The following is a 20,386-nucleotide window of genomic DNA, read 5'->3' as shown; positions in this document are numbered from 1 at the left end:
ACACGATTACCTTTGTTTTTTCTGCTTACTTTTGGCAAAACACCAACACGCTTTGCTTCACCAGACGCCTGGTTAATCCAGCTTTGCTGACAGTTATACTATTTTGGTTTTGACTGCAAATTCTTATCAGATGCAGGTTATTTATTGGGATTTGGAGCGAACATATTTCAGGAGCGTAGGCGTAGCCCGCCATAGGCATCGCTTGTCTACCATAGGCTGCACCTATGCCAATGCCTACAGCGATCGCAGCAAATCCCATGAGAACAGGTTAATAAAGGATAAAATTCGGATTAAAATTATCAAATTATTAACAACTGCTATCAAAAAAAGTAATATATTATAGGAAATTGATGATTTTTTGGAACTTTTAAGAGTTATCATCTATACCGGAGATTAAATTAAAAAACTTGCATAAACCGAATCAATTTAGTGAACTATCCCAGAGTTTACACTTCGGAGCAAGCCTGTCCCATTAATTTAGTTGACGAAACGGGACAAGCGGTTCAAATTTCAATTCATGCTCCCAGTCAATATATCTGTACCAACTGCGAACGGATATTACCAGATTGGAAACAGCAGCCATTTTTACGAGTAGTGATTGTCTTACAACAATCGCGTTATCTACTAGTCGAAAAGACAGCAGAAGTAGAGACAGAGAAAGAACGCTTGCGAGAAAAGTTTATGAGATTTGGCTGCGATTTAGCATTTAATCTGCGCGATCGCGGCTATTTAACAGACCTAATCGACCCTCGTACAGGCTATCCTTTACTGTCTCATCCCGGAGCAATTCCACATGATGACACAGCAGTTGTCAAAGCTTTGCTCAACTATCCAGTGATTAAAAATCAATGCCGTGTACTAGTGCATCCCGACTGGGGTGCAGCAGTTTATCCTAGTATCTTGATATCAGAAGCTCTGCCAATTGTGATCGAATGGGTTACAAAAGGTATAGCAGCCATGCATGGGTGGAAAGAAATTGATTATTAGTCATTAGTCATTGGTCATTGGTCATTGGTCATTGGTCATTGGTTATTTCTTTGTGATCTCCTTTGAAAAGGTTGGAGACGGGTGTACTTCACTCAATTGCAATTCGCTATATTTTAACTTAGTCAACCAGCTAGTTGAGAACAATTCTCTATAAATGTTAATCTATATCTAGAGCTAGCAGTACCAAGACATTAATGGCGAACATTATTTCACAAGCTGAGTTCCAAGATAGATGGTATAATTTAAATAAAAGTACTTACTATCCAGATCCATTAGATTCTTCTGACATTATCTACTCATATCCTGAGCAGTTTGGTATAGGATACGAGCGCTGGATTGAATTACGAGATATTAGTCTGTTGATTATTAATCAGAAATATCACGATGATTTACAAATAGTATTTGAAGCTGGTCAAGATGAATTTGAAGGGATAGAATTTGGTTTTAATTTATCAGGTAGTTATAGTTCTAATCGATTAGATTTTCCATACAAGAAAAGCGGTAGAGAAAATTTTTTACAGTGGGATTTTCCCAGTGGGCAGGATTATGATGCCTTTGTTGAGACTTGGTTTAGAAATGAGCATTTTTTAAAAGTTGATATACATCTTAAATCTTCAGAGGTTTTAAATAGTTTTGTGCGCTGCGTAAATCAAGAACTACCGCCAGATTTCATCAAACTTCTTGAAGGCAAGAGTCAACAAAGTTATATTGAAAATAATAAACTCACCTCAGCGATGTATCTACCGCTTCAACAAATTATTAATTGCCCATTTCAAGGTATGACCAAACAGATTTATTTAGAGGCTAAATGTTTAGAATTAATTGCTTTGAAATTAGAGCAACTGACAAAAATTGAAAATGCATCTGTTAAATCTATAACTCTTAAACCAAAAGATATTGAGAAGATTCGCCACGCCCGAGATATTCTGATTTTTCAACAAGAAAACCCTCCTTCGCTATTAGATTTGGCGCGGCAGGTAGGTATAAATGACAACAAATTAAAAACTGGATTTCGTGAAGTATTTGGTACAACAGTCTTTGGTTACTTGCATAATCATCGCATGGAAATAGCTAGACAGTTGCTGCAAGACGAAAAAATGCGTGTAGCTGCGGTTGCAAATGCAGTGGGATATGCGAACCCTGGTCATTTTGCTGCTGGGTTTAAACGCAAGTTTGGTGTGAGTCCCTCTGAATGTAAAGCCGGGAAGAAAATATTCGAGTAATTTTAATTTTCTTTCAATATCCCCAAAACTGCTTTGAAGTGGAGGTTATAGACTCAAAGTCAAAAGCCGACTCTCCCGCAATGGATCAAAATCTCCGTGGTTGAGTTGATTTATGCCTGGAAAATCACGTAAGTTCTTTCTATTAGCTAACTAGCAAATTTATCTATAACCATTTGTGGTTAGTGGGGAGAAAATTAGATGAAATCTAAGCGACAAAGTGGGATAAGTTTGGTTAGTTTTGTATTTACTCTGATTGCAATATTGATACAACCTGCAACTGGCAGCGAAGTCTCAAAGCAAAATTTCGTTTCATATAAGCATGATTATGTCAATAAAGTGGCTTCACTATTAGTACAGGAACCTGTCAGCCAAGTTGTTAAAGTTACAGGTGTTAAGCTTAATAGCACAAGTACGGGCATTGAATTAGTTTTACAAACTTCTCTTGGGGAAGCACTCAAACCTATTGCCAAAACTGAGGGTAATAGCTTCATTGCAGATATCCCGAATGTTGTTTTGGAATTGCCAGATGGTAAAGAGTTTCGCTCTGAGAATCCTGTTAAAGGTATTGTTAGTGTAACTGTAACAGCGCTTGATGCTAGTAGTATTCGGGTGATAGTTATAGGAGAAGCAAGTAGCCCAAAGGTTGAATTATTTGACGACCCAGAGGGTTTAGTGTTTGGTTTTACACCAGCCCCATCTTCTCAAGCACAAACTCAGCCGACTCCTCCACAACAGCCAGGTAATCAAACACAACCAATTCAACCATCAGCATCTGGTGATCAACCAATTGAGTTGGTAGTGACAGGTGAGCAAGATGGATACAATTCATCCGATGCATCAACTGCAACCAAAACCGATACTCCTCTACGCGACATTCCCCAGTCCATTCAAGTCATCCCAGCAACCGTGATTCAAGATCAAGGTGCAGTTCGTCTGAACGAAGCAGTCCGCAATGTGAGTGGTGTGGCAATTTCAAGCACTACTGGTAATACTAATGACAATTACATAATTCGGGGATTCGATGCCAACGTTTACAAAAATGGTTTCCTTGACGATTATTACTCTACTGGCACCTTTCGAGACAGTGCCAATATCGAGCGAGTTGAAGTCCTCAAAGGACCAGCCTCCGTATTGTTTGGACGCTTGGAACCTTCGGGTGTCATCAACGTGGTAACAAAAAAGCCATTAGCTGAACCCTATTACAATTTAAGTTTTACCGCAGGTAGCTATAGTTTTTATCGCCCTACACTAGATTTTTCCGGTCCATTAACAGAGGACGGAAAATTAGGTTATCGTCTTAACATTGCCTACGAAAATTCTGGAAGTTTCCGCGACTTTGTACACACAGAAAGATTTTTAATCGCTCCTGTAATCACCTGGAAAATTGGTGACAATACAAACCTAACTTTGGAAGGTGAATATCTCCACGTGGAAAATCCTCTAGATCGTGGGCTAGTGACAATTGGTAATAAAATTGCAGATATTCCGATTAGCCGCTATCTCAGCGATCCAAGAAATCAATTAGTTGCTGATGAATCAAAAACCTACCTGACTTTAAATCATAACTTTAATCAGAATTTATCGCTGCGTACTGCTTTTCGGGTGACGACTCAATTATACACAAATAATCGTTTTGACGTTGAGGGATTTAGTGCTAGTAACAACGGAATTCTTGATCTTACGGGTAATGCCAGGAATGGTTATTTTGAAACTTATTTTCTACAGAATGACTTAACTGCTAAATTCAAAACTGGCTCTGTCAAGCATACAGTTTTGTTGGGTGTAGAACTTGGTAAATTGTATCAAGCCCAGAAGGGCGAAAGCGGAAATGCTGGTAGTATTAATATTTTTAATCCTGTTTACAACTTTTCTTATGATCCATATCAACCGGATTACGATAGCACAGAGAATGACAACTCTTTCGGAATTTACCTTCAAGATCAGATAAGTGTTTTTGATAATCTCAAACTCCTTGTTGGTGGCAGATTTGACACTTATCATTCCAAAACACAAGATCTCCTCAATTCCTCAACCACAGTCACAGATAGTGATGCATTTTCACCCCGTGTGGGAGTCGTTTACCAACCGACAAAAGAAATTTCATTGTTTGCCAACTATAGTCGCTCGTTTAATCCTGTCAGTGGTACCGCTAAGAACGGTGATGCTTTTGAGCCTACAAGGGGAACTGGATACGAAGTCGGTATCAAAGGAGACTTTTTAAATGGTCGTCTCTCCTCTACCCTAGCCTTCTACACAGTTAACAAAACCAATGTATTAACTGTTGATCCCAGCGATCCTAATTTTTCAATTCAGGTAGGTGAACAACGCGCTCGTGGGATTGAGTTGGATATCGCTGGAGAAATATTACCTGGTTGGAAAGTGATTGGCTCATACGCTTATACGAATGCAGAAATCACTCAAGACAATACCTTTCCAGTCGAAAATGCTCTGGCTACGACACCGCGAAATATTGGTTCATTGTGGACAACTTATACATTTCAAACAGGTTCTTTAGAAGGGTTTGGTTTTGGTGGAGGCATTTTTGCAGCTAGCAAAGCTTATGGAGATCTGAATAACTCTTACACTGTACCTGGTTATGTACGTACTGATGCGGCTATTTTCTACAAAAAGGATCGCTTGAGAGCATCTGTTAACTTCAAGAACCTATTTAGTGTCAGATATTTCGAGGGCACATTTTTTGGTTCAGCCAATCCGGCTGCACCGTTTACAGTTCAAGGAACGATTTCTTGGGAGTTTTGACATACAGCTATCAGTCATTCTAGATGATACTCTTTGGAAGTCACTTCTGTTGTTATGCTGCGCCCTAAGCGTAGCTATGCCGCAGGCTTTAGGCGATCGCATTACCTCAACAGAGCGATCGCTTAACATCTTCAGCAGCAAAGTGCTGCGAATACAAGATCGATTAAATCCAACCCGCGCTGAGGTTATACTCAACTCATTTTCCCCGTTGCATTACGGTACTTTTGGAGGCGTCGGGCGCTTCTTACTCGTTTTATTCAAACGTTCCAGTCATCGATGCAGCAACATATTATCAAGAGTGCACTAGATGATCGCCAGATGTCCAAGCCTTCATTGCTCCTACAACTGCCATTTATAGGCAATCTTTTGCCTAAGATTCTTGGATTTGGCTTGTTTGCAGTTCATGTGAAGAATTAGGCTTGAACCAGTAATTCAATTTGTGCCAGAGTTCCACTCACTTAGCTGAAGACGATTTAGGAGAACTCGGCAATTGATTAGAAATTGCTATCAACTCCTTGAGTGTACTAAGTACTTATCAGTTATTATTCTTAGGTTTACGCAATTTCTGAGAACCAATTGGGCCGAGAATTTGGTTAAGGTCACGCAACTGTTCAGCTGTACCCATCCCAATTAGCCGATCTCCCGGCATTAACATCGTATCGCCAGTGGGGCCACCGATGAGAGTCCCATCAAGGCGGCGAATTGCCAGAACCAATGCCCCAGTTTGCGATCGCAATCTCGCTTTTTGTAAAGTTTGACCAACAAAGGGACAAAAAATCGGATCGAGTAAAAATTCTTCCATATACAATTGGCGGTCTGCACCTGTCAAAATCCCGTCTACAAAGTCCAATACTTGGGGTCTGAGAGCCGCAGCAGCCATGCGCTTCCCACCAGTAATATAGGGGGATATCACTTCATCTGCACCACCGCGTTGTAACTTCTGCAAAGCTTCTTCTGTACTTGCGCGGGCGATCGCTCGAATTCCCGTATTCAGTGTTTTTGCTGATAAAACAATATATAAATTTTCGGCATCTGAAGGAAGTGCTGCAACGATACAAGTCGCTCTTTCAATACCAACTTTCAAAAGTGTGTCATCTAGGGTAGCGTCACCTTGGTATGCCGTGTAACCTTCCATCTGCGCCCTTTGTATAGATTCCATCTCCGAATCAATCACCACAAAAAGTACACCTTCTGCCTGGAATTCCTTGGCAATTTGACGACCAGTCCGACTAAATCCACAGATGATGTAATGTTCTGACAGGGATTCCATTAACCGCCTCTGCTGCTGTAGCCGAATTCCTTCTTGAAAGTAGCCTTGAATGATCGCTTCTGTAAATCTATTGACAATGTAACCGATATTCACTACACCTAACAAAATCAGGGCAATTGTAAACAATCGTCCTCGGCTACCCATTGGGTGGATCTCTCCATATCCCACAGTCGCTAAAGTGATCACTGTCATGTAAGCCGCGTCTTCCCATGACCAGCCCTCCACTAACCAATACCACAAAGTGCCAATGACGAAAACCCCGCCAAGAGCGATCGCCCCAGCCATTAACTCCTTTTGGATACGTTGATATTTTTGCTCAAGTGTTGAGAATGACGTAACAATAGTACTTTTAGCCTACTTTTTTTAGTTTTCTACTAACTTTATACCATTCTTTCTTTTTAGTACATTTAAACTACAAGTTATCCAAACTAATAGTCCAAACTCAATACTTCTAAGACTTAAAATATTTATCTTTAACTTTACCAGGACTTATGCAAAAAGGCAGTAAAAGCCTTGATATACCGTATGTTTCAAAGATAATGTTGGTATTACTTTTTCGATTAATTTATTAGCTTTACTGATGATACAAGCCCAAGGGAATTATCAAAAAAACTGTATTAAGCAATACGGTTTTTTTGGTAAAAATCAGCTGTTGCAGGTCACTACACCAAAGCGCCCACTATAGGCGATATCTTCTCTACGAGAGGCTACGCCAACGGTGAGCTTTCCTGCGGAACGCTGCGCGGTAAGCGAAGCTATGCCGTAGGTTTTACGCTAACGCAGAATTTTTCGGTCTACTGACATTGTTCTAGTACTGATGAATCACCATACTGTACTGTGTAGATAGTAGCTGCATGGTAAATAACTAAAGATGATTGCTGCTGTTGTTCGACCTCTGAATTTGATAATTGGTTTGCTGCTATGTTGTTGTTTCTTGCTTACAAGCTGTCACCCGACACAGATGAAAAGCAAAGCATCTCAGGTAGCTCAATTAGTTCTAGTTTCGCTAAATGACCCGACTACTTTTAACTTTGCGATTAATGATTCTCCATACAGTGTTTTTTCTTTAATTTATAAGGGATTGCTCGATGAGAATGTTATAACTACTAAGTTGGAGCCTGCACTGGCGGAATCTTGGTCAATATCTGCTGATCAAAAGCGAATTATTTTTACTTTAAAAACAGGGTTGAAATGGTCAGATGGTGAACCTCTCACGGCAGATGATGTAGTCTTTACATATCGGGACATTTATCTGAATAAAAAAATTCCCACTTTATATAGAGATTTTTTGCGTATTGGCAACACAGAAACTTTCCCATCAGTGCAGAAACTAGATGATCTACGAGTTGAGTTTACTTTTGTGGAACCTTTTGCCCCTTTTTTGAGATACGCTGAAAAACTAGCAATTTTGCCAGCTCATGCCTTGCGTGCTTCTGTACTATCCAATGATGCCAATGGTAATCCTCAGTTTCTCTCAATGTGGGGAACCAATACTGATCCGCGAAAAATTATCTGCAATGGCCCTTACCAAATAGAAAGTTATACTCCTGCTGAACGGGTAATTTTACGACGTAACCCCTATTATTGGCGCAAAGATGTTCAAAGACATCCTCAGCCTTATATTCAACGGATTGTCTGGCAAATTATTTCTTCTACAGAAAATCAGTTACAAAGATTTCGCTCAGGGGAACTGGATACTTTGAATGTGACTCCAGCAGTATTTGGGTTACTCAAGAAAGAGGAAAAGCGAGGAAAATTCATTATTTACAATGGTGGTCCGACTGAAGGTTTTAGCCTTATGGGTTTCAATCTCAACCAAGCTCGTAATTCCAAAGGTAAGCCTTTTATAGACCCGATCAAATCTCGATGGTTTAATAACTTAGTTTTTAGGCAAGCAGTTGCCTATGCCATTGACCGCAACCGAATTAAAACTAATATCTATCGCGGTTTAGGTGAAATACAACATTCGCCAATTGCTGTTCAAAGTCCCTATTACTTGTCCCCAGCAGCAGGGTTAAAAGTTTATGATTATAATCCTCAGAAAGCTAGGCAGATGTTGTTAGAGGCTGGTTTTAGGTACAACTCTCAAAAAGAACTGTTAGACCAAGATGGAAATCGGGTGCAATTCAATCTCTTAGTGAAATCAGAAGAGCAATCAAGAATCGATGCTGCAGTTCAAATCCAACAAGACCTCAGTCAAATTGGTATCAAAGCAGATATGCAGGTAGTCAGTTTTAACATAGTATTGCAAAAGCTACTCTCTCGTCGAGATTGGGATTGTTATGTCGGTGCGTTTGGTGTTGACGGTGCAGATGTTGAACCTAATCTTCTATCTTTATTTTGGACTAGTCAAGGCTCATTTCATCAGTTTAACCAAGGTGCTCTACCAGGAAAACCCCCATTGCAAGGATGGGTAGTTTCTGATTGGGAGAGAGAAATTGACAGTCTTTTCCACGCCGGATTCAAAGAACTAGACCAGAGCAAGCGCAAGGCGATTTATGACAGATTTCAGCAAATTGTGGCGGAACAGTTGCCCATATTCTGCCTTGTGAATCCAATCTCGTTTGAGGCGGTGCGTGAACGTGTCAATCCCATCAAATTTTCTGCCTTGGGGGAAACTTTATGGAATATTGATGAACTGAAAATCACAGAAAAATAATTCCAACCAGAGATTTAAGGTATTATAACTAATTCATAATTCGTATAAATCACCCTCAAGAACTTCCAACTCTCTTATACCAATTCTCCATAAACTTGCACTTAATGATTATTCCTTTTTGCGTAAAAGCGTAGCGTTTTTAATGCATCCTGATGCATTGGCATTGTAAAGAGACACATTAACAATGTGGCCGACGCATTAACATTGTAAGGGGATGCATTAACAATGCATCAAGATGCATTGGCATTGCAGGGGGACGCATTAACAATGCATCAAGATGCATTGACATTGCAAGGGATTGCCAAATTTAATTCGCTACGAATTAATGAAATGCTGTACTTAGCTCCCTTGGAGTTTTCCCGCACACAGCAAGGGAAATTTCCTCATGTGTCCTAGCACCATTAAAACCACAGACTAGCGACGAGTCAGGCTTAGACATCAGTGAGAAAACCCCTGAACTAGACTCTACCTAAGACTTGCGATACCTACGACGGGCTGCACCTACGCAAACTACCTATTGCTCAAGTGTTGAGTACAAAGTTTTTTTTCACCACCGCCAAGCGTTTGAGGTTATATAAGCGTTAGCCTAAAAGGAAGTACAAGTTGTACTAAATAAAAAGTAATTTTTAAGGATTTCTAGGAAACTAGTAAATAACTATATAATGAAAAACTTTCAGGAGGAGCGGTAGTGAGCCTACAAACTCTCGTTGACCAAGCCACCATCCCCCCAGATTCAGGGTCAGCATCCAGTCCCTTTGATGCAGATAGCTTTAATGAAGCTGTCATGTCTACCTACGCCCGGTTTCCTTTAGCCCTAGAACGGGGTGCTGGATGCCGGGTTTGGGATACACAGGGGCGAGAATATCTAGACTTTGTGGCTGGAATTGCCACTTGTACTTTGGGACACGCCCACCCAGTTATGGTAGAAGCGGTGACACGCCAAATCCAAAAGCTGCACCATGTCTCTAATTTGTATTACATCCCTGAGCAAGGTGAATTGGCAAAATGGATCGTTGATCATTCCTGTGCCGATCGCGTATTTTTCTGCAACTCTGGAGCTGAAGCTAACGAAGCCGCAATTAAACTGGCGCGGAAATATGCCCACACAGTATTAGACATTGAAAAACCGATTATTTTAACCGCCAATGCCAGTTTCCACGGGCGGACTTTGGCAACGATTACCGCTACTGCACAACCGAAGTATCAAAAGTACTTTGATCCCTTGGTTCCTGGGTTCCACTACGTAAATTACAACGATATTAACGCTATGGAAGTAGCGATTAGCGAGTTAGATGAAGGCGATTATCGGGTAGCAGCAATTCTGATTGAGCCATTGCAGGGAGAAGGCGGTGTGCGTCCAGGAGATGTTGCTTATTTCAAAAAACTCCGGCAAATTTGCGATGAAACTGGCATTTTGTTGATTTTCGACGAAGTGCAAGTTGGCATGGGGCGCAGTGGCAAATTGTGGGGTTACGAACATCTCGGCGTTGAACCGGATATCTTCACTAGTGCCAAAGGCTTAGGTGGCGGTATTCCCATTGGTGCAATGATGAGCAAGAAATTCTGTGATGTTTTTCAACCAGGGGAACACGCCAGCACCTTTGGCGGAAATCCCTTTGTGTGTGGTGTCGCACTCAGTGTTTGTCAGACATTGGAGCGGGAAAATATTTTGCAGAATGTGCAAGACAGGGGTGAACAATTGCGATCTGGATTGAGGGCGATCGCAGCTAAATATCCTCAGCAGGTTGGCGAAGTTCGGGGATGGGGTTTAATCAACGGTTTGGAGTTGGGATCTGACATTGGGCTAACCGCAGCCGATGTCGTCAATGCTGCCATCAACGAGGGCGTATTACTCGTACCAGCCGGGCCAAAAGTAGTCCGATTTGTGCCACCGCTAATTGTCACAGAGGCGGAAGTAAACACTGCCTTGGAAGCTGTAGACAAGGCGATCGCAACTCTCACAGCTTAGATAATCAAAAAGCGAGGATAAGTCTTTATGCCTATTTCTCGCTTTTTCTCACTTTTAAATTAATTGTCACTAAAATTATTAGACCTCTTGCAAAAGTCCTAAATGCGTGGGACAAGTAAGTAAGAGTTAATAGACTTGTTTTGTACCGTTTAGCGAATAGTCAATTTAAACGTATATCTGAGACTAATCGAACTTTTAGGTAATCGACTTGTGGATTTGGAGGTCTGTTAGAAACTCGATGAGCAATCTATTAACCTCGACTGGGCGTTCTTGCTGAATCCAATGACCAGCCTTTGGGAGCAATACCTTCTGCTTCAGGTTGGGCACGTTTTCCTCTAGGGTGTCGAATGCTTCACGGTACATTGTGATCACTGCATCTACTTCTCCCGCTACAAACAATGTTGGCTGGCGCAGCTTTGCGCCGCTAAGAAACGGTGTTAGTTCCCATATTTTATCTATGTTTCGATACCAGTTCAACCCGCCCCGGAAACCAGTCCGCTCAAACTCAGAGGTGAAAAAGTCGATATCCTGGTCTGTTAACCAAGCCGGAAGTTGCTCCGATGCGTAACTTGTGTCTATTGGCTTCTCCGACTTGTTAAACAGGAAGCGCCAACGTTTTTCTGGTGGTGGATCTCCTGAGGCGGAGTAGAGAATTGCACGTATGGTAGCGCGAACATCAGACTCTAGTTCCGCCTCAGCTTTACCTGGTTCTTGAAAGTACAGTTGATAGAACTCCTGCTCGCCTGCCATCAACTTCATTGCTTCTGTCGGTCGAATGTCTGACCAACTGCGGAGTTGATAGGGCACACTCAGCAGAGAGATAGCATGGAAGATATCTGGACGGAGTAGGGCACAATACCAGGCAACAGGTGCGCCCCAATCGTGTCCAACAATGATTGCTTGCTCCTCACCCAGCGCATGAACCAGACCAACAATATCACCAACCAACTGGAAAATATGGTATGCCTCAATTGGTTCCGGTCTTGAGGTCTGTCCATAGCCGCGCTGGTCTGGTGCTACCGCGTGGAACCCAGCTTCCGCTAATGCCGATAACTGATGCCGCCAGGAATACCAACATTCTGGGAAGCCGTGACACAAGATCACCAATGGACCTTGCCCCTGCTCGGCAATATGCATGTTGATACCGTTGGTTTCGATGAAACGGTGAGTTACTAAGGTCATATTTCCTCAATTCCTTTTTTAGGGTTGAAGCAGCTCTTTTCATGTTGGTAAATGAACTACAAAAGTTAAAAAGTTTGATGCTGCCCTCACTGAAAACTAATTAATGAGGTTTATCATCAAAAGAGTAAAAAATTATTGCCAACGGTATCTTCTCTACTTCTTTCCAACACGTCACCATTATCTAGCACAAAGGGATCAAGGTGGAAAACTTTTCGCTTTACTGAATGTCATTTATAATTGGTCTTCCAAGTTGAGTTTTGCACGTCGCCCAATATAAGCGTTTGTGGCGATCGCCTGAGCGCACAACCTCAAGCATCTGGTTTAAATCTCGCTTTAGCACTGTACACAACCGTTTGAAGTCTTCTTCTTTCAAGCTTTTCACCTGTTTGTAGGTCATATAAGGCACTACGCTTTTACTACTTTTCTCATGTCACAGGGACTTTTGCAAAAGGCGTATTGATTTTTTTAACTATGTATTTAGCTATGTATTTAGTATTCCTATCCCTGCGTTCTCTTCATTCTGGGGAAATTTCCCGATAAGCCTGCCGACACTGCTCATAATTATCCGGCAAAATTTCAGCATTACCAAAACATAATTGCTCGTGAGTGGTAATTAAAGTTTCATAAGGCTGTATGGGAGTCACAGATGATCGCAGCAATTGCAGATATTCTCCATCTGTACGGCTGAGTTTGTGGGGTGCGATCGCGTTTTGATCCAACTGCTGCAACATCGCTAAATACACACAACGGCAAGCTTCACGGTAGTTACCCTGACGGTAAAATTCTTGCGATCGCTCCAACAAAAGGGCTATGGATGACTCACTAGAGCGATTTTTTACGCGAAAATCAGTAAAATTGCTACTTCTATTTAGCCAAGAATATACATAAGGACTGAATTCTCGCCATAATCGCCAACCCACCCAAGCTATAAATAAGCCTATTACCAGCCAAAAGAGGAATTTTAGCAACTGGACTAGCCAAGGGCTAATCGACCATCCAGTAGGTAATTCTGGCAGAGCCTGTTCAAAGCGGTAAAACTGGTATTCCCACCATTCTCCCACTTGTTGTTGAAATTGAGACAACTGCCAATTCCAGCTAGTTTTTTCAAAAGCATCTGTAGGCATAGGTAGGGAGTGGGGAGTGGGGAGTAGAGAGTGGGGAGCAGGGGAGGCAGGGGAGCAGAATTAATAACCAATGCCCATGCCCCATGCCCCCATGCCCAATGACTAATGACTATCGACTACTGACTCTTTTTTTATCACTATCGAGCCGATAACAATAAGTAGCGCACCGAATGCAAGAAATCCTAGATCCCAAACTAACTGATTTGGGCCTGGTTTCACATGATGGATACCGAGAATTTGGTGGTCAATTAAACCTTCAATAAAGTCAAACAACCCAGCCCCAATTAATATTGACCCAATAAAGGTTTGTGATGACCAAGGAACATCATCACGCCCTCCTGCACGCCATAGCAACACAAGTCCTACCACGGTGAATACCCAATCCAAGGCATGAAATAACCCATCCCATACCATATTCAAATCTGTATTCGCCGTGTTTGTCAGAGGTCGAATGCTACTGAGCATATGATGCCACTGGAGGAGCTGATGCAGTAAAATTCCATCAAGAAATCCTCCCAGACCCACACCAAGACAAATTCCAGCAGTAATTAACGGTGCGCGCCGATTGAAGGTTTCACTTTTTGCCTCCATTGTCAACCTCATAGATAGGCTTTCTTACCAAAATACAACATCTTTTGGGAGAAAAATCTTCTATTTTGAGGCAAGTACGATCATTCAACTGAAATTAAGAATTTACAAATCAAATTTAATCTGCATACCCGCTTTCACTGGGTCGAAATCTTGAGGAAAATGGGTGCTGCGATCGTAGTCTGCTTTTTTCAAGTTCGCTCCTTTGAGGTCAGCTTGGTAAAGATTCGCTGAGATCAATAATGCTCCTCTAAGATCAGCATCCTTCAGATTAGCTTGACCAAGATCAGCAAAGCTCAGGTCAGTTCCCTTCAAATTAGCGCTACTCAAGTTAGCTTCACTCAAGTCAGCATAACTGAGGTCAGATCCTTTGAGGTTAATGCCCTGCAAATCAGCATTGCCCAGTTCTGCTTTACTAAAGTCCCGTTTTCCGGCTGCATAACTCTCCACAAGAGTAGCAACATTATTTATGGGTTGTTGAGAATTGGCTTCAGGCATATAACAGCCTCACAGGTTATCTCGTTATTACTTTGATAAGCTAAACCACATCTAGTTTGGATAATTTGAAATTGTACATTTCTTGTGGGGTGGGCGACACGAGCGCCCAATATATGCTTTGGTTTTTGTGGAACAGCTTATTAAGGATGAAAATTCTCCCACTTCATCCTTGCTAAATGTAATACATCAGTTCCTTCTGCTTTCGGATTGCTCTTCGTTCACAAAGGTCTTGAAGTGTATATTTTTCCAAAACGGAGTTAGCAGCCTGACGTGCTTCCTGCCAGACTTCTTGAATTAGCTCACCTTCTACCGTGTTGGGAGTCGGCTCACAATTAGAGACAACAATATCTGACCCTTCCATGCAGCTAAAAGCATCAAACACTGTAATCTTACCAGGGTCTCGTGCCAAAACATAGCCACCTTTGGCTCCGCGTATACTCTTAATTAAACCTCCACGTCTTAATGTTGCCAGGAGTTGTTCCAAATAGCGGTTTGGTATGTCTTGCAATGCCGCTATCTCTCGAATTTGCAAGGCATCACCGTTAGGGTAGCAGGTTGCTAACTCTAACAGGGCTAGAAGTGCGTATTCTGATTTGTTAGAGATGACCACAAATGTAAAATTTTGAACTCATATTTAAAGATACAAAGTTTTTGAGTTGGTTTCCCTAAGCTACTGCTAAGAAAAACTTTACAATCAACTTATTATTGACCGGCTAACTTCACTTTAAAGACCTTTCAGGATAGAAGCAATTATTTTTGTTTGTTATTTCAATAAATAAAAATTATTGATTATTGTACAGTCTTCCTAAGGTAAAACTGACTTAAAAGCTTAGTCTGTCTCGTTTTAACCAAATTGTGTCAGTGATTATTGCAGCTTATTAGCCTGAAATTGTGATGTTTGGCGACCAGGCGCTGGGCGTTTACGCATCCATTGGAAAGCAATAATATTGAATAGCAAACCAATGAGAAATAAAAGCAGCATTAGTGGAAGCCGCTATATGTACAAATTTCTCGAAAATGGCAAAATAACTGTAAAGGTAGTTCCCACGCCGATCGCACTTTCGACAATAATCTCGCCGCCATGTAAATCTACAGCCTGCTTGACGATGGACATCCCCAATCCCATTCCTGGGATATTGCCTGCATTACTGGCGCGATGGAAGGGTTTAAAGATGTGTTCAATGTCAGAAGAGGGAATGCCAATACCAGAGTCTTGAATCTGGAATATAGCTTGATCGTTGGCAGTGGTGACAGAAAACTTAACTTTGCTACCAATAAGAGAGTATTTTAGACAATTCGAGAATAAATTACTCAAGATTTGCCGCAGTAGTTTAGCGTCTAAGTTAGCTGCGGTGGATTGGCACTCACTACTAAAAATGATCCCATGTTGTGAGCGATCGCTCTGTTCTAATTCTTCTAATAGATCACGGCAAAATTCCATCAAATTTAGGGGTGTTGGATTTAACTCTAAGGAGCGTGTTTCATCCTGACTCAGCACCAATACATCATTCAACAACTGGGTCATGTGCATAACTGATGTTTGAATACGATGCAGGTGGATATTTTGTCGCTCCTTTGTCCATAGGTGGCGATAATGTTCTAGTAGTTCCGCAGAAGAGTGGATGGTAGCCAAAGGGTTGCGAAACTCATGGGAGATGGTGGTAATCAAGCGGGATTTGAGTTCACTAAACTGCTTTTCTTTTACCAACGCTTGTCGCATCGCCTCTTCTGCCCATTGCAGCTTGGCTTGGGTTCGCTTGCTTTCGCTAATGTCGTGCAATAGCCAGCGCAGACCAACTAACTTAGCTTGTTGATTACGGATAGCAGCCACCTTAACTGCAGCGATAATGGGCGTTCTTTTATACGGTTGCAGGTTTACTTCCCACTCTTGAATTTTCCACTTTGAGATTTCGGCATAATCGCGCAGATGAATTAGTTTCAAATGAAAATCTATCATTTCTTTCTCAACCACATAAATCTCCAGGAGTTTGCCCAAAAGCAAACTCTTGGAAATGTTTAGTAAGGTAGTGGCGGCAGAATTAGCTTCTTGAATTACCCCTTTTGGATCAGTTACCAAATAGGCGTCTGGTACTTCTTCAAACAGTTCCTGATAGTGTTGACCTTGTGCCACCAAATCCTGTTGAGCATTGAATAACTCTTCATTTTGCTGCTGTAGGTTTTCGTTAGCTATTTGCAGTTCTTCCAAAGCTAGGTGGATTTCTTGGAATACTGCGGCGACGAGTTCAATATCTTCCTGTGCTTTTTGCTGCTCACTCTGGCGTTGCAAAAGGGCGACGCGCTTACGCATATTCTGTAATAGTAAGGCTAAATCGTCCAAATTCACGCTCTTACTCCTAATTTTGGACATCTAAAGTTGGGTTTTATTTTAGATTCCCTACTTAGATGATCTTAGCTTTTGGAATATAATAGTCATCAATTATCAGTTTAATTGCTTTACATTTAAGTTCCGTGTCATAGATTTAATAACTGTTGATCAAGAAGTAGGGAGTACATAGGCAAAGGTCTAATGCCAGTAACCCCTAACGCGGAATGGAGTGGCAGAGGATATCTGTTTTAGAATGCAGCTTGGTGTAAGCTTGATACTGATTAATCAGGCTCAAAACTCCATTAATCAGTCTTTGATACTGATTACAGCTATTTTCAGGTAAATAGACCAAGCAGTAGGGGCACAGCAATGCTCATTGGTGTCAACTTAAGAAAAAATCTGCTTTGAGAGGACGTTTTGCCCTCATTCCCTAACCCCTTCTCCCAAATTGGGAGAAGGGGAACTAGAGAATTTGCTCCCCTCTCCCAAAATTGGGAGAGGGGTTGGGGGTGAGGGTCAAACCTGGAAAGTTCGCCAAATCTAGCTTATACGTTAAGTTGACACCTATGAGCTTTTTCTGTGCCCCTACGAAAAATGTGGTTCAAATACATGAAAACTGCTGTAATCAGGCTCAGAACTCCGTTAATCAGTCTTTGAGAGTCGCAGACGCAGATCAGAACACCACAATTCTGCTCCTGTGGCTGTTTATTAATTGGGTTAGGGACTTCTAACAAATTTTATTTGGAAGTCCTTTAATGTTTTTGTCTGGCAATGTTGCTTAATTTGGCTCTTAAATCTGCCCATTTGATGCCTGCTAGGCTGGGCAAAACAATATGAGCGGCTCCAACTCGTTCAACAGGGCCCAGTCCTACTGCCCACATACCAGCAGCTAAAGCCGCGTCAATGCCTGCTGCGGCATCTTCTACAACCACACATTGCCCTGGTTCAAGTTCTAGCTGCTTGGCTGCGTATAGAAATAAGTCGGGTGCTGGCTTGGGTTCCTGTACACTATAACCGTCAGCGATCACATCTATTTTATCAGCAATGCCCAATCGCTCGATCACTGTGCGGGCATTTTTGCTACCTGAACCAATACCTATCTTAATACCAGCTTGCCGCAGTTCATCCAAGAAGGCGATCGCACCTGGTAACAAATCCTTGGGCGTCATATTTTGCATCAATTCTACATAATAGCGATTCTTGCGCTCCATCATCTCCTCAATTTGTGCTTCCGAATACGGTCTATCCCCAAGAATCAGCATCAGAGAAGCACGACGGGATACACCCCGCAGCGCGTCGTTAGCTTGCCGATTAAACGGTATACCCTCTTCATCTGCTAGCTTCTGCCAAGCTAGATAATGAAGTTCTGCTGTATCTGTTAGCACACCATCTAGGTCGAAAATGAATCCTTGGATGTTGGGGGAGTGAGTACAGACGCGATTAATCGCGTCTGTACTGGGGAGTGGGGGGGGTGAGGAGGCAGAGAAGGCAGGGGAAGTCTGGTGTTCAGAAGCTTGTGACTGGGAATTTGGGGGATTTGGGGAGAGGGAAAGTTGGAAAGATTTTAGTTGACTAATTGTGTCTTGGGCGACTTGTCCCCGATGCAGATCGAAATCGTGCCATTTCCCGCGCCAGTGCAGTTTAAACTTCAGGCGCGTCCAGCCAGGGGGCAGGTGGGGATTGGCTACGGGGCCATTTTCAGTTAGTTGGATGCCGCCGAACCCAAAAATTACAGCTTGCCAAATGCCACCTGCATTAGCGCCATGAATTCCATCGCTGGTGTTACCTCGGTTATCTTCAAGATCCACCATTAACGCCTGCATAAACTGTTCGTAAGCTTCGGTTGATTTGCCCAAATCTGAAGCTAAGATGGCCTGAACTGCTGGGCCAAGGGACGAACCATAGGTAATATCGGTGCGGGGTGCGTAGTAGTCCCAATTTGTCTGTAATGCTTTTTCGTTATAGGGAAAATCTGCTGATTCTCGCATTAAATATAGGAGCATTAATACGTCTGGCTGCTTGAGTACTTGAGACTTGTTGGTTTTATCCATACCCAAGATGGCTTGCATGGAACGATCGCGTGGTTCATATTCTGCTAAGTTGACATCTTCCAATTGGAAAAATCCCTCGATCTGCTCGATTAGTTCTGTTGATGGGTCATAGAGAAACAATATTTTGTCGATGATCTCTTGCCAGTGCGTTCGTTCTTGTTGGGTGAGTTTTAGTTTCTGTTCTAGTTCGGTGGCTCGTTCCAAGAAATTGTCAACCAACCAATCATAAACTGCGATCGCTTTCTCTAGATGCCATTGCGCCATCCGGTTTGTAAAGGCGTTGTTGTGGACGAATTCATGGTATTCATCCGTTCCAATCACTCCCTGAATTTCATACCGTTCGCCCTCAGAATTGAATTCGACCCGGCTACCCCAAAAAATAGCGGCATCTAAGATAATCTCTGCGCCGCACCTTTGCATCCACTCATCGTCACCAGTGGCTTGCCAGTAGTTCCAAATGGCGTAGGGAATATCTGCATTGATATGAATTTCGCGATCGCGGCACCAAATCCGCACGTCTTCACCATAAAAATCACTGCCGATAGCCCAACGTGGTGTTACTTCATCACCAGTATCAGCACTTTCCCAGGCAAACATTGCCCCTTTATACCCGTAATGGGCTGCCTTGCGTCTAGCTCCATTCAAAGTGTGCCAACGGTAACTGAGTAAATTGCGGGCGATCGCTGGTTGCGTAAACAGAAACAGGGGCTGCATAAAAATTTCTGTATCCCAAAATATATGACCGCGATAGCCAAACCCAGAAAGGGTTTTAGCAGGAATGCTCACCTTCTCATCATGCCGTGGGGCAGCAATCAGCAGTTGAAACAGATTGTAACGAACAGCAAAAGTAGCTGTACTATCCCCCTCAATCAGGATGTCACTTTGCTCCCAAACCTCATCCCATGCCTGTTCATGAGCTTTTAGTAATGTTGCGTAGTCTGCCAGTTGCGCGAGTTTTTCTTGAGCTGCTGGGACTGGTGTTTCAATCTCCCGTGAGCTAAAAACTGTGACGATTTTTTCTACCGTAACGGTCTGTTGCGCTTTAACCTGGTAGCTCGTACTCAAGGTAGGATAACCAGGTGCGGTACTAACTTGCAAAAATGCTTCAGCGCCTGATATTGTTACCTTAGCTGCCATACAGAGTTCAATTCGAGAGTTGCGGGTGCGGCGTTGCAACCAGATTCCGTGGTCGGTCTTGCCCTGGTCTAGTCCTTCCCAGTGATTGAAACCCTGATTTTCTGGATAGCCGTTAATGCTAGCTTGAACTTCAATTAACCCATCAAAATCTACTGGCGTTATATTGCAGCGTAGCGCCAATACGTGCGGATCTGCCAGACTCGCAAAGCGTTCAAAGCTTATATCTATGGTGTTCCCACTGGGAGAGCGCCAACGCAAGGCACGGATCAGTAGTCCATTACGCAAATCAAGTTGCCGATCATAGCGCAATATCTCACCTTGATCGAGACGAAAGCGATCGCCATTTACAATCACTACCAAGGGTAGCCAGTCAGGGCAATTTACCAGTTCAGTATATACCACCGGCACATCATCGTAGACACCGTGGATAAAAGTAGCTGGCAATCCATGAGGATAACCTTCCTCAAAACTCCCCCTTGTTCCCAAGTATCCATTGCCGATTGTAAAGACGGTTTCTTTAGATTGCAATTGCTCAGGGTCAAACTGGGTTTCGATTAATATCCAGTCTGTGTAAATAAAATGGCGAGAACGACCTTTTGTGTGCATAAAGTG

Annotated in this window: 16 protein-coding genes; 6 read left to right on the top strand and 10 right to left on the bottom strand. The window is 42.5% G+C overall.

Going from position 1 to position 20,386, the window contains the following annotated elements:
- Positions 1-25: 25 nt before the first annotated feature.
- Positions 26-259: a hypothetical protein gene (locus tag V7L29_RS31090; RefSeq protein WP_334737908.1), complete on the bottom strand. Its 234-nt coding sequence runs from the start codon at positions 257-259 to the stop codon at positions 26-28.
- A 170-nt stretch (positions 260-429) separates the two neighbouring features.
- On the opposite strand from V7L29_RS31090, the gene V7L29_RS31085 reads away from it, so the two are divergent.
- The 3 genes from V7L29_RS31085 (at position 430) to V7L29_RS31075 (ending at position 4,970) form a co-directional block, all read left to right on the top strand.
- A complete protein-coding gene (locus tag V7L29_RS31085; RefSeq protein WP_334737907.1) occupies positions 430-987 on the top strand; it encodes a methylmalonic aciduria and homocystinuria type D protein in 558 nt (185 codons plus the stop codon).
- A 194-nt stretch (positions 988-1,181) separates the two neighbouring features.
- The gene (locus tag V7L29_RS31080; RefSeq protein ID WP_334737906.1) at positions 1,182-2,210 is read left to right on the top strand and encodes a helix-turn-helix transcriptional regulator; all 1,029 of its coding nucleotides are present in this window, start codon (positions 1,182-1,184) and stop codon (positions 2,208-2,210) included.
- Positions 2,211-2,408: 198 nt separating this feature from the next.
- The gene (locus V7L29_RS31075) at positions 2,409-4,970 is read left to right on the top strand and encodes a TonB-dependent siderophore receptor (protein ID WP_334737905.1); all 2,562 of its coding nucleotides are present in this window, start codon (positions 2,409-2,411) and stop codon (positions 4,968-4,970) included.
- 535 nt (positions 4,971-5,505) lie between these two features.
- On the opposite strand, the gene V7L29_RS31070 is transcribed toward V7L29_RS31075, so the two are convergent.
- Entirely contained in the window at positions 5,506-6,525 is a 1,020-nt protein-coding gene (locus V7L29_RS31070) for a potassium channel family protein (RefSeq protein WP_334689242.1), read from the bottom strand.
- Positions 6,526-7,111: 586 nt separating this feature from the next.
- On the opposite strand from V7L29_RS31070, the gene V7L29_RS31065 reads away from it, so the two are divergent.
- The 3 genes from V7L29_RS31065 (at position 7,112) to V7L29_RS31055 (ending at position 10,868) form a co-directional block, all read left to right on the top strand.
- Complete coding sequence (locus V7L29_RS31065) at positions 7,112-8,899, top strand: ABC transporter substrate-binding protein (RefSeq protein WP_442944298.1); 1,788 nt, start codon at positions 7,112-7,114, stop codon at positions 8,897-8,899.
- A 225-nt stretch (positions 8,900-9,124) separates the two neighbouring features.
- Positions 9,125-9,295, top strand: a complete 171-nt coding sequence (locus V7L29_RS31060; protein WP_334689240.1) for a hypothetical protein — start codon at positions 9,125-9,127, stop codon at positions 9,293-9,295.
- Between the two features lie 292 nt (positions 9,296-9,587).
- A complete protein-coding gene (locus V7L29_RS31055; RefSeq protein ID WP_334737903.1) occupies positions 9,588-10,868 on the top strand; it encodes an aspartate aminotransferase family protein in 1,281 nt (426 codons plus the stop codon).
- 195 nt (positions 10,869-11,063) lie between these two features.
- On the opposite strand, the gene V7L29_RS31050 is transcribed toward V7L29_RS31055, so the two are convergent.
- The 8 genes from V7L29_RS31050 to pgmB all read right to left on the bottom strand — a co-directional run bounded on the left by V7L29_RS31050 (position 11,064) and on the right by pgmB (position 20,380).
- Positions 11,064-12,050: an alpha/beta fold hydrolase gene (locus V7L29_RS31050; protein WP_334689238.1), complete on the bottom strand. Its 987-nt coding sequence runs from the start codon at positions 12,048-12,050 to the stop codon at positions 11,064-11,066.
- 217 nt (positions 12,051-12,267) lie between these two features.
- Positions 12,268-12,447, bottom strand: a complete 180-nt coding sequence (locus V7L29_RS31045) for a hypothetical protein (protein ID WP_334689237.1) — start codon at positions 12,445-12,447, stop codon at positions 12,268-12,270.
- A gap of 118 nt (positions 12,448-12,565) precedes the next feature.
- Positions 12,566-13,174 carry a DUF4129 domain-containing protein gene (locus V7L29_RS31040; protein ID WP_334737902.1) on the bottom strand — a complete coding sequence of 203 codons (609 nt, stop codon included), beginning with the start codon at positions 13,172-13,174 and terminating at the stop codon, positions 12,566-12,568.
- Between the two features lie 102 nt (positions 13,175-13,276).
- Entirely contained in the window at positions 13,277-13,765 is a 489-nt protein-coding gene (locus tag V7L29_RS31035; protein WP_334688818.1) for a DUF2243 domain-containing protein, read from the bottom strand.
- Between the two features lie 102 nt (positions 13,766-13,867).
- Positions 13,868-14,260 carry a pentapeptide repeat-containing protein gene (locus V7L29_RS31030; RefSeq protein WP_334688815.1) on the bottom strand — a complete coding sequence of 131 codons (393 nt, stop codon included), beginning with the start codon at positions 14,258-14,260 and terminating at the stop codon, positions 13,868-13,870.
- Positions 14,261-14,432: 172 nt separating this feature from the next.
- Positions 14,433-14,870 (bottom strand): RrF2 family transcriptional regulator, encoded by a 438-nt coding sequence (locus V7L29_RS31025; protein WP_334688814.1) that lies wholly within the window; start codon positions 14,868-14,870, stop codon positions 14,433-14,435.
- A gap of 384 nt (positions 14,871-15,254) precedes the next feature.
- A complete protein-coding gene (locus V7L29_RS31020) occupies positions 15,255-16,604 on the bottom strand; it encodes a PAS domain-containing sensor histidine kinase (protein ID WP_334737901.1) in 1,350 nt (449 codons plus the stop codon).
- A gap of 734 nt (positions 16,605-17,338) precedes the next feature.
- Complete coding sequence (gene pgmB / locus V7L29_RS31015; protein WP_334737900.1) at positions 17,339-20,380, bottom strand: beta-phosphoglucomutase; 3,042 nt, start codon at positions 20,378-20,380, stop codon at positions 17,339-17,341.
- Positions 20,381-20,386 lie beyond the last annotated feature (6 nt).

It is taken from the genome of Nostoc sp., from assembly GCF_036916575.1.
In the GTDB taxonomy this organism is placed as follows: Bacteria; Cyanobacteriota; Cyanobacteriia; order Cyanobacteriales; family Nostocaceae; genus Nostoc.
The sequence above is the reverse complement of the archived record's forward strand: the minus strand, read 5'-3'. Positions and strand labels throughout refer to the sequence as shown.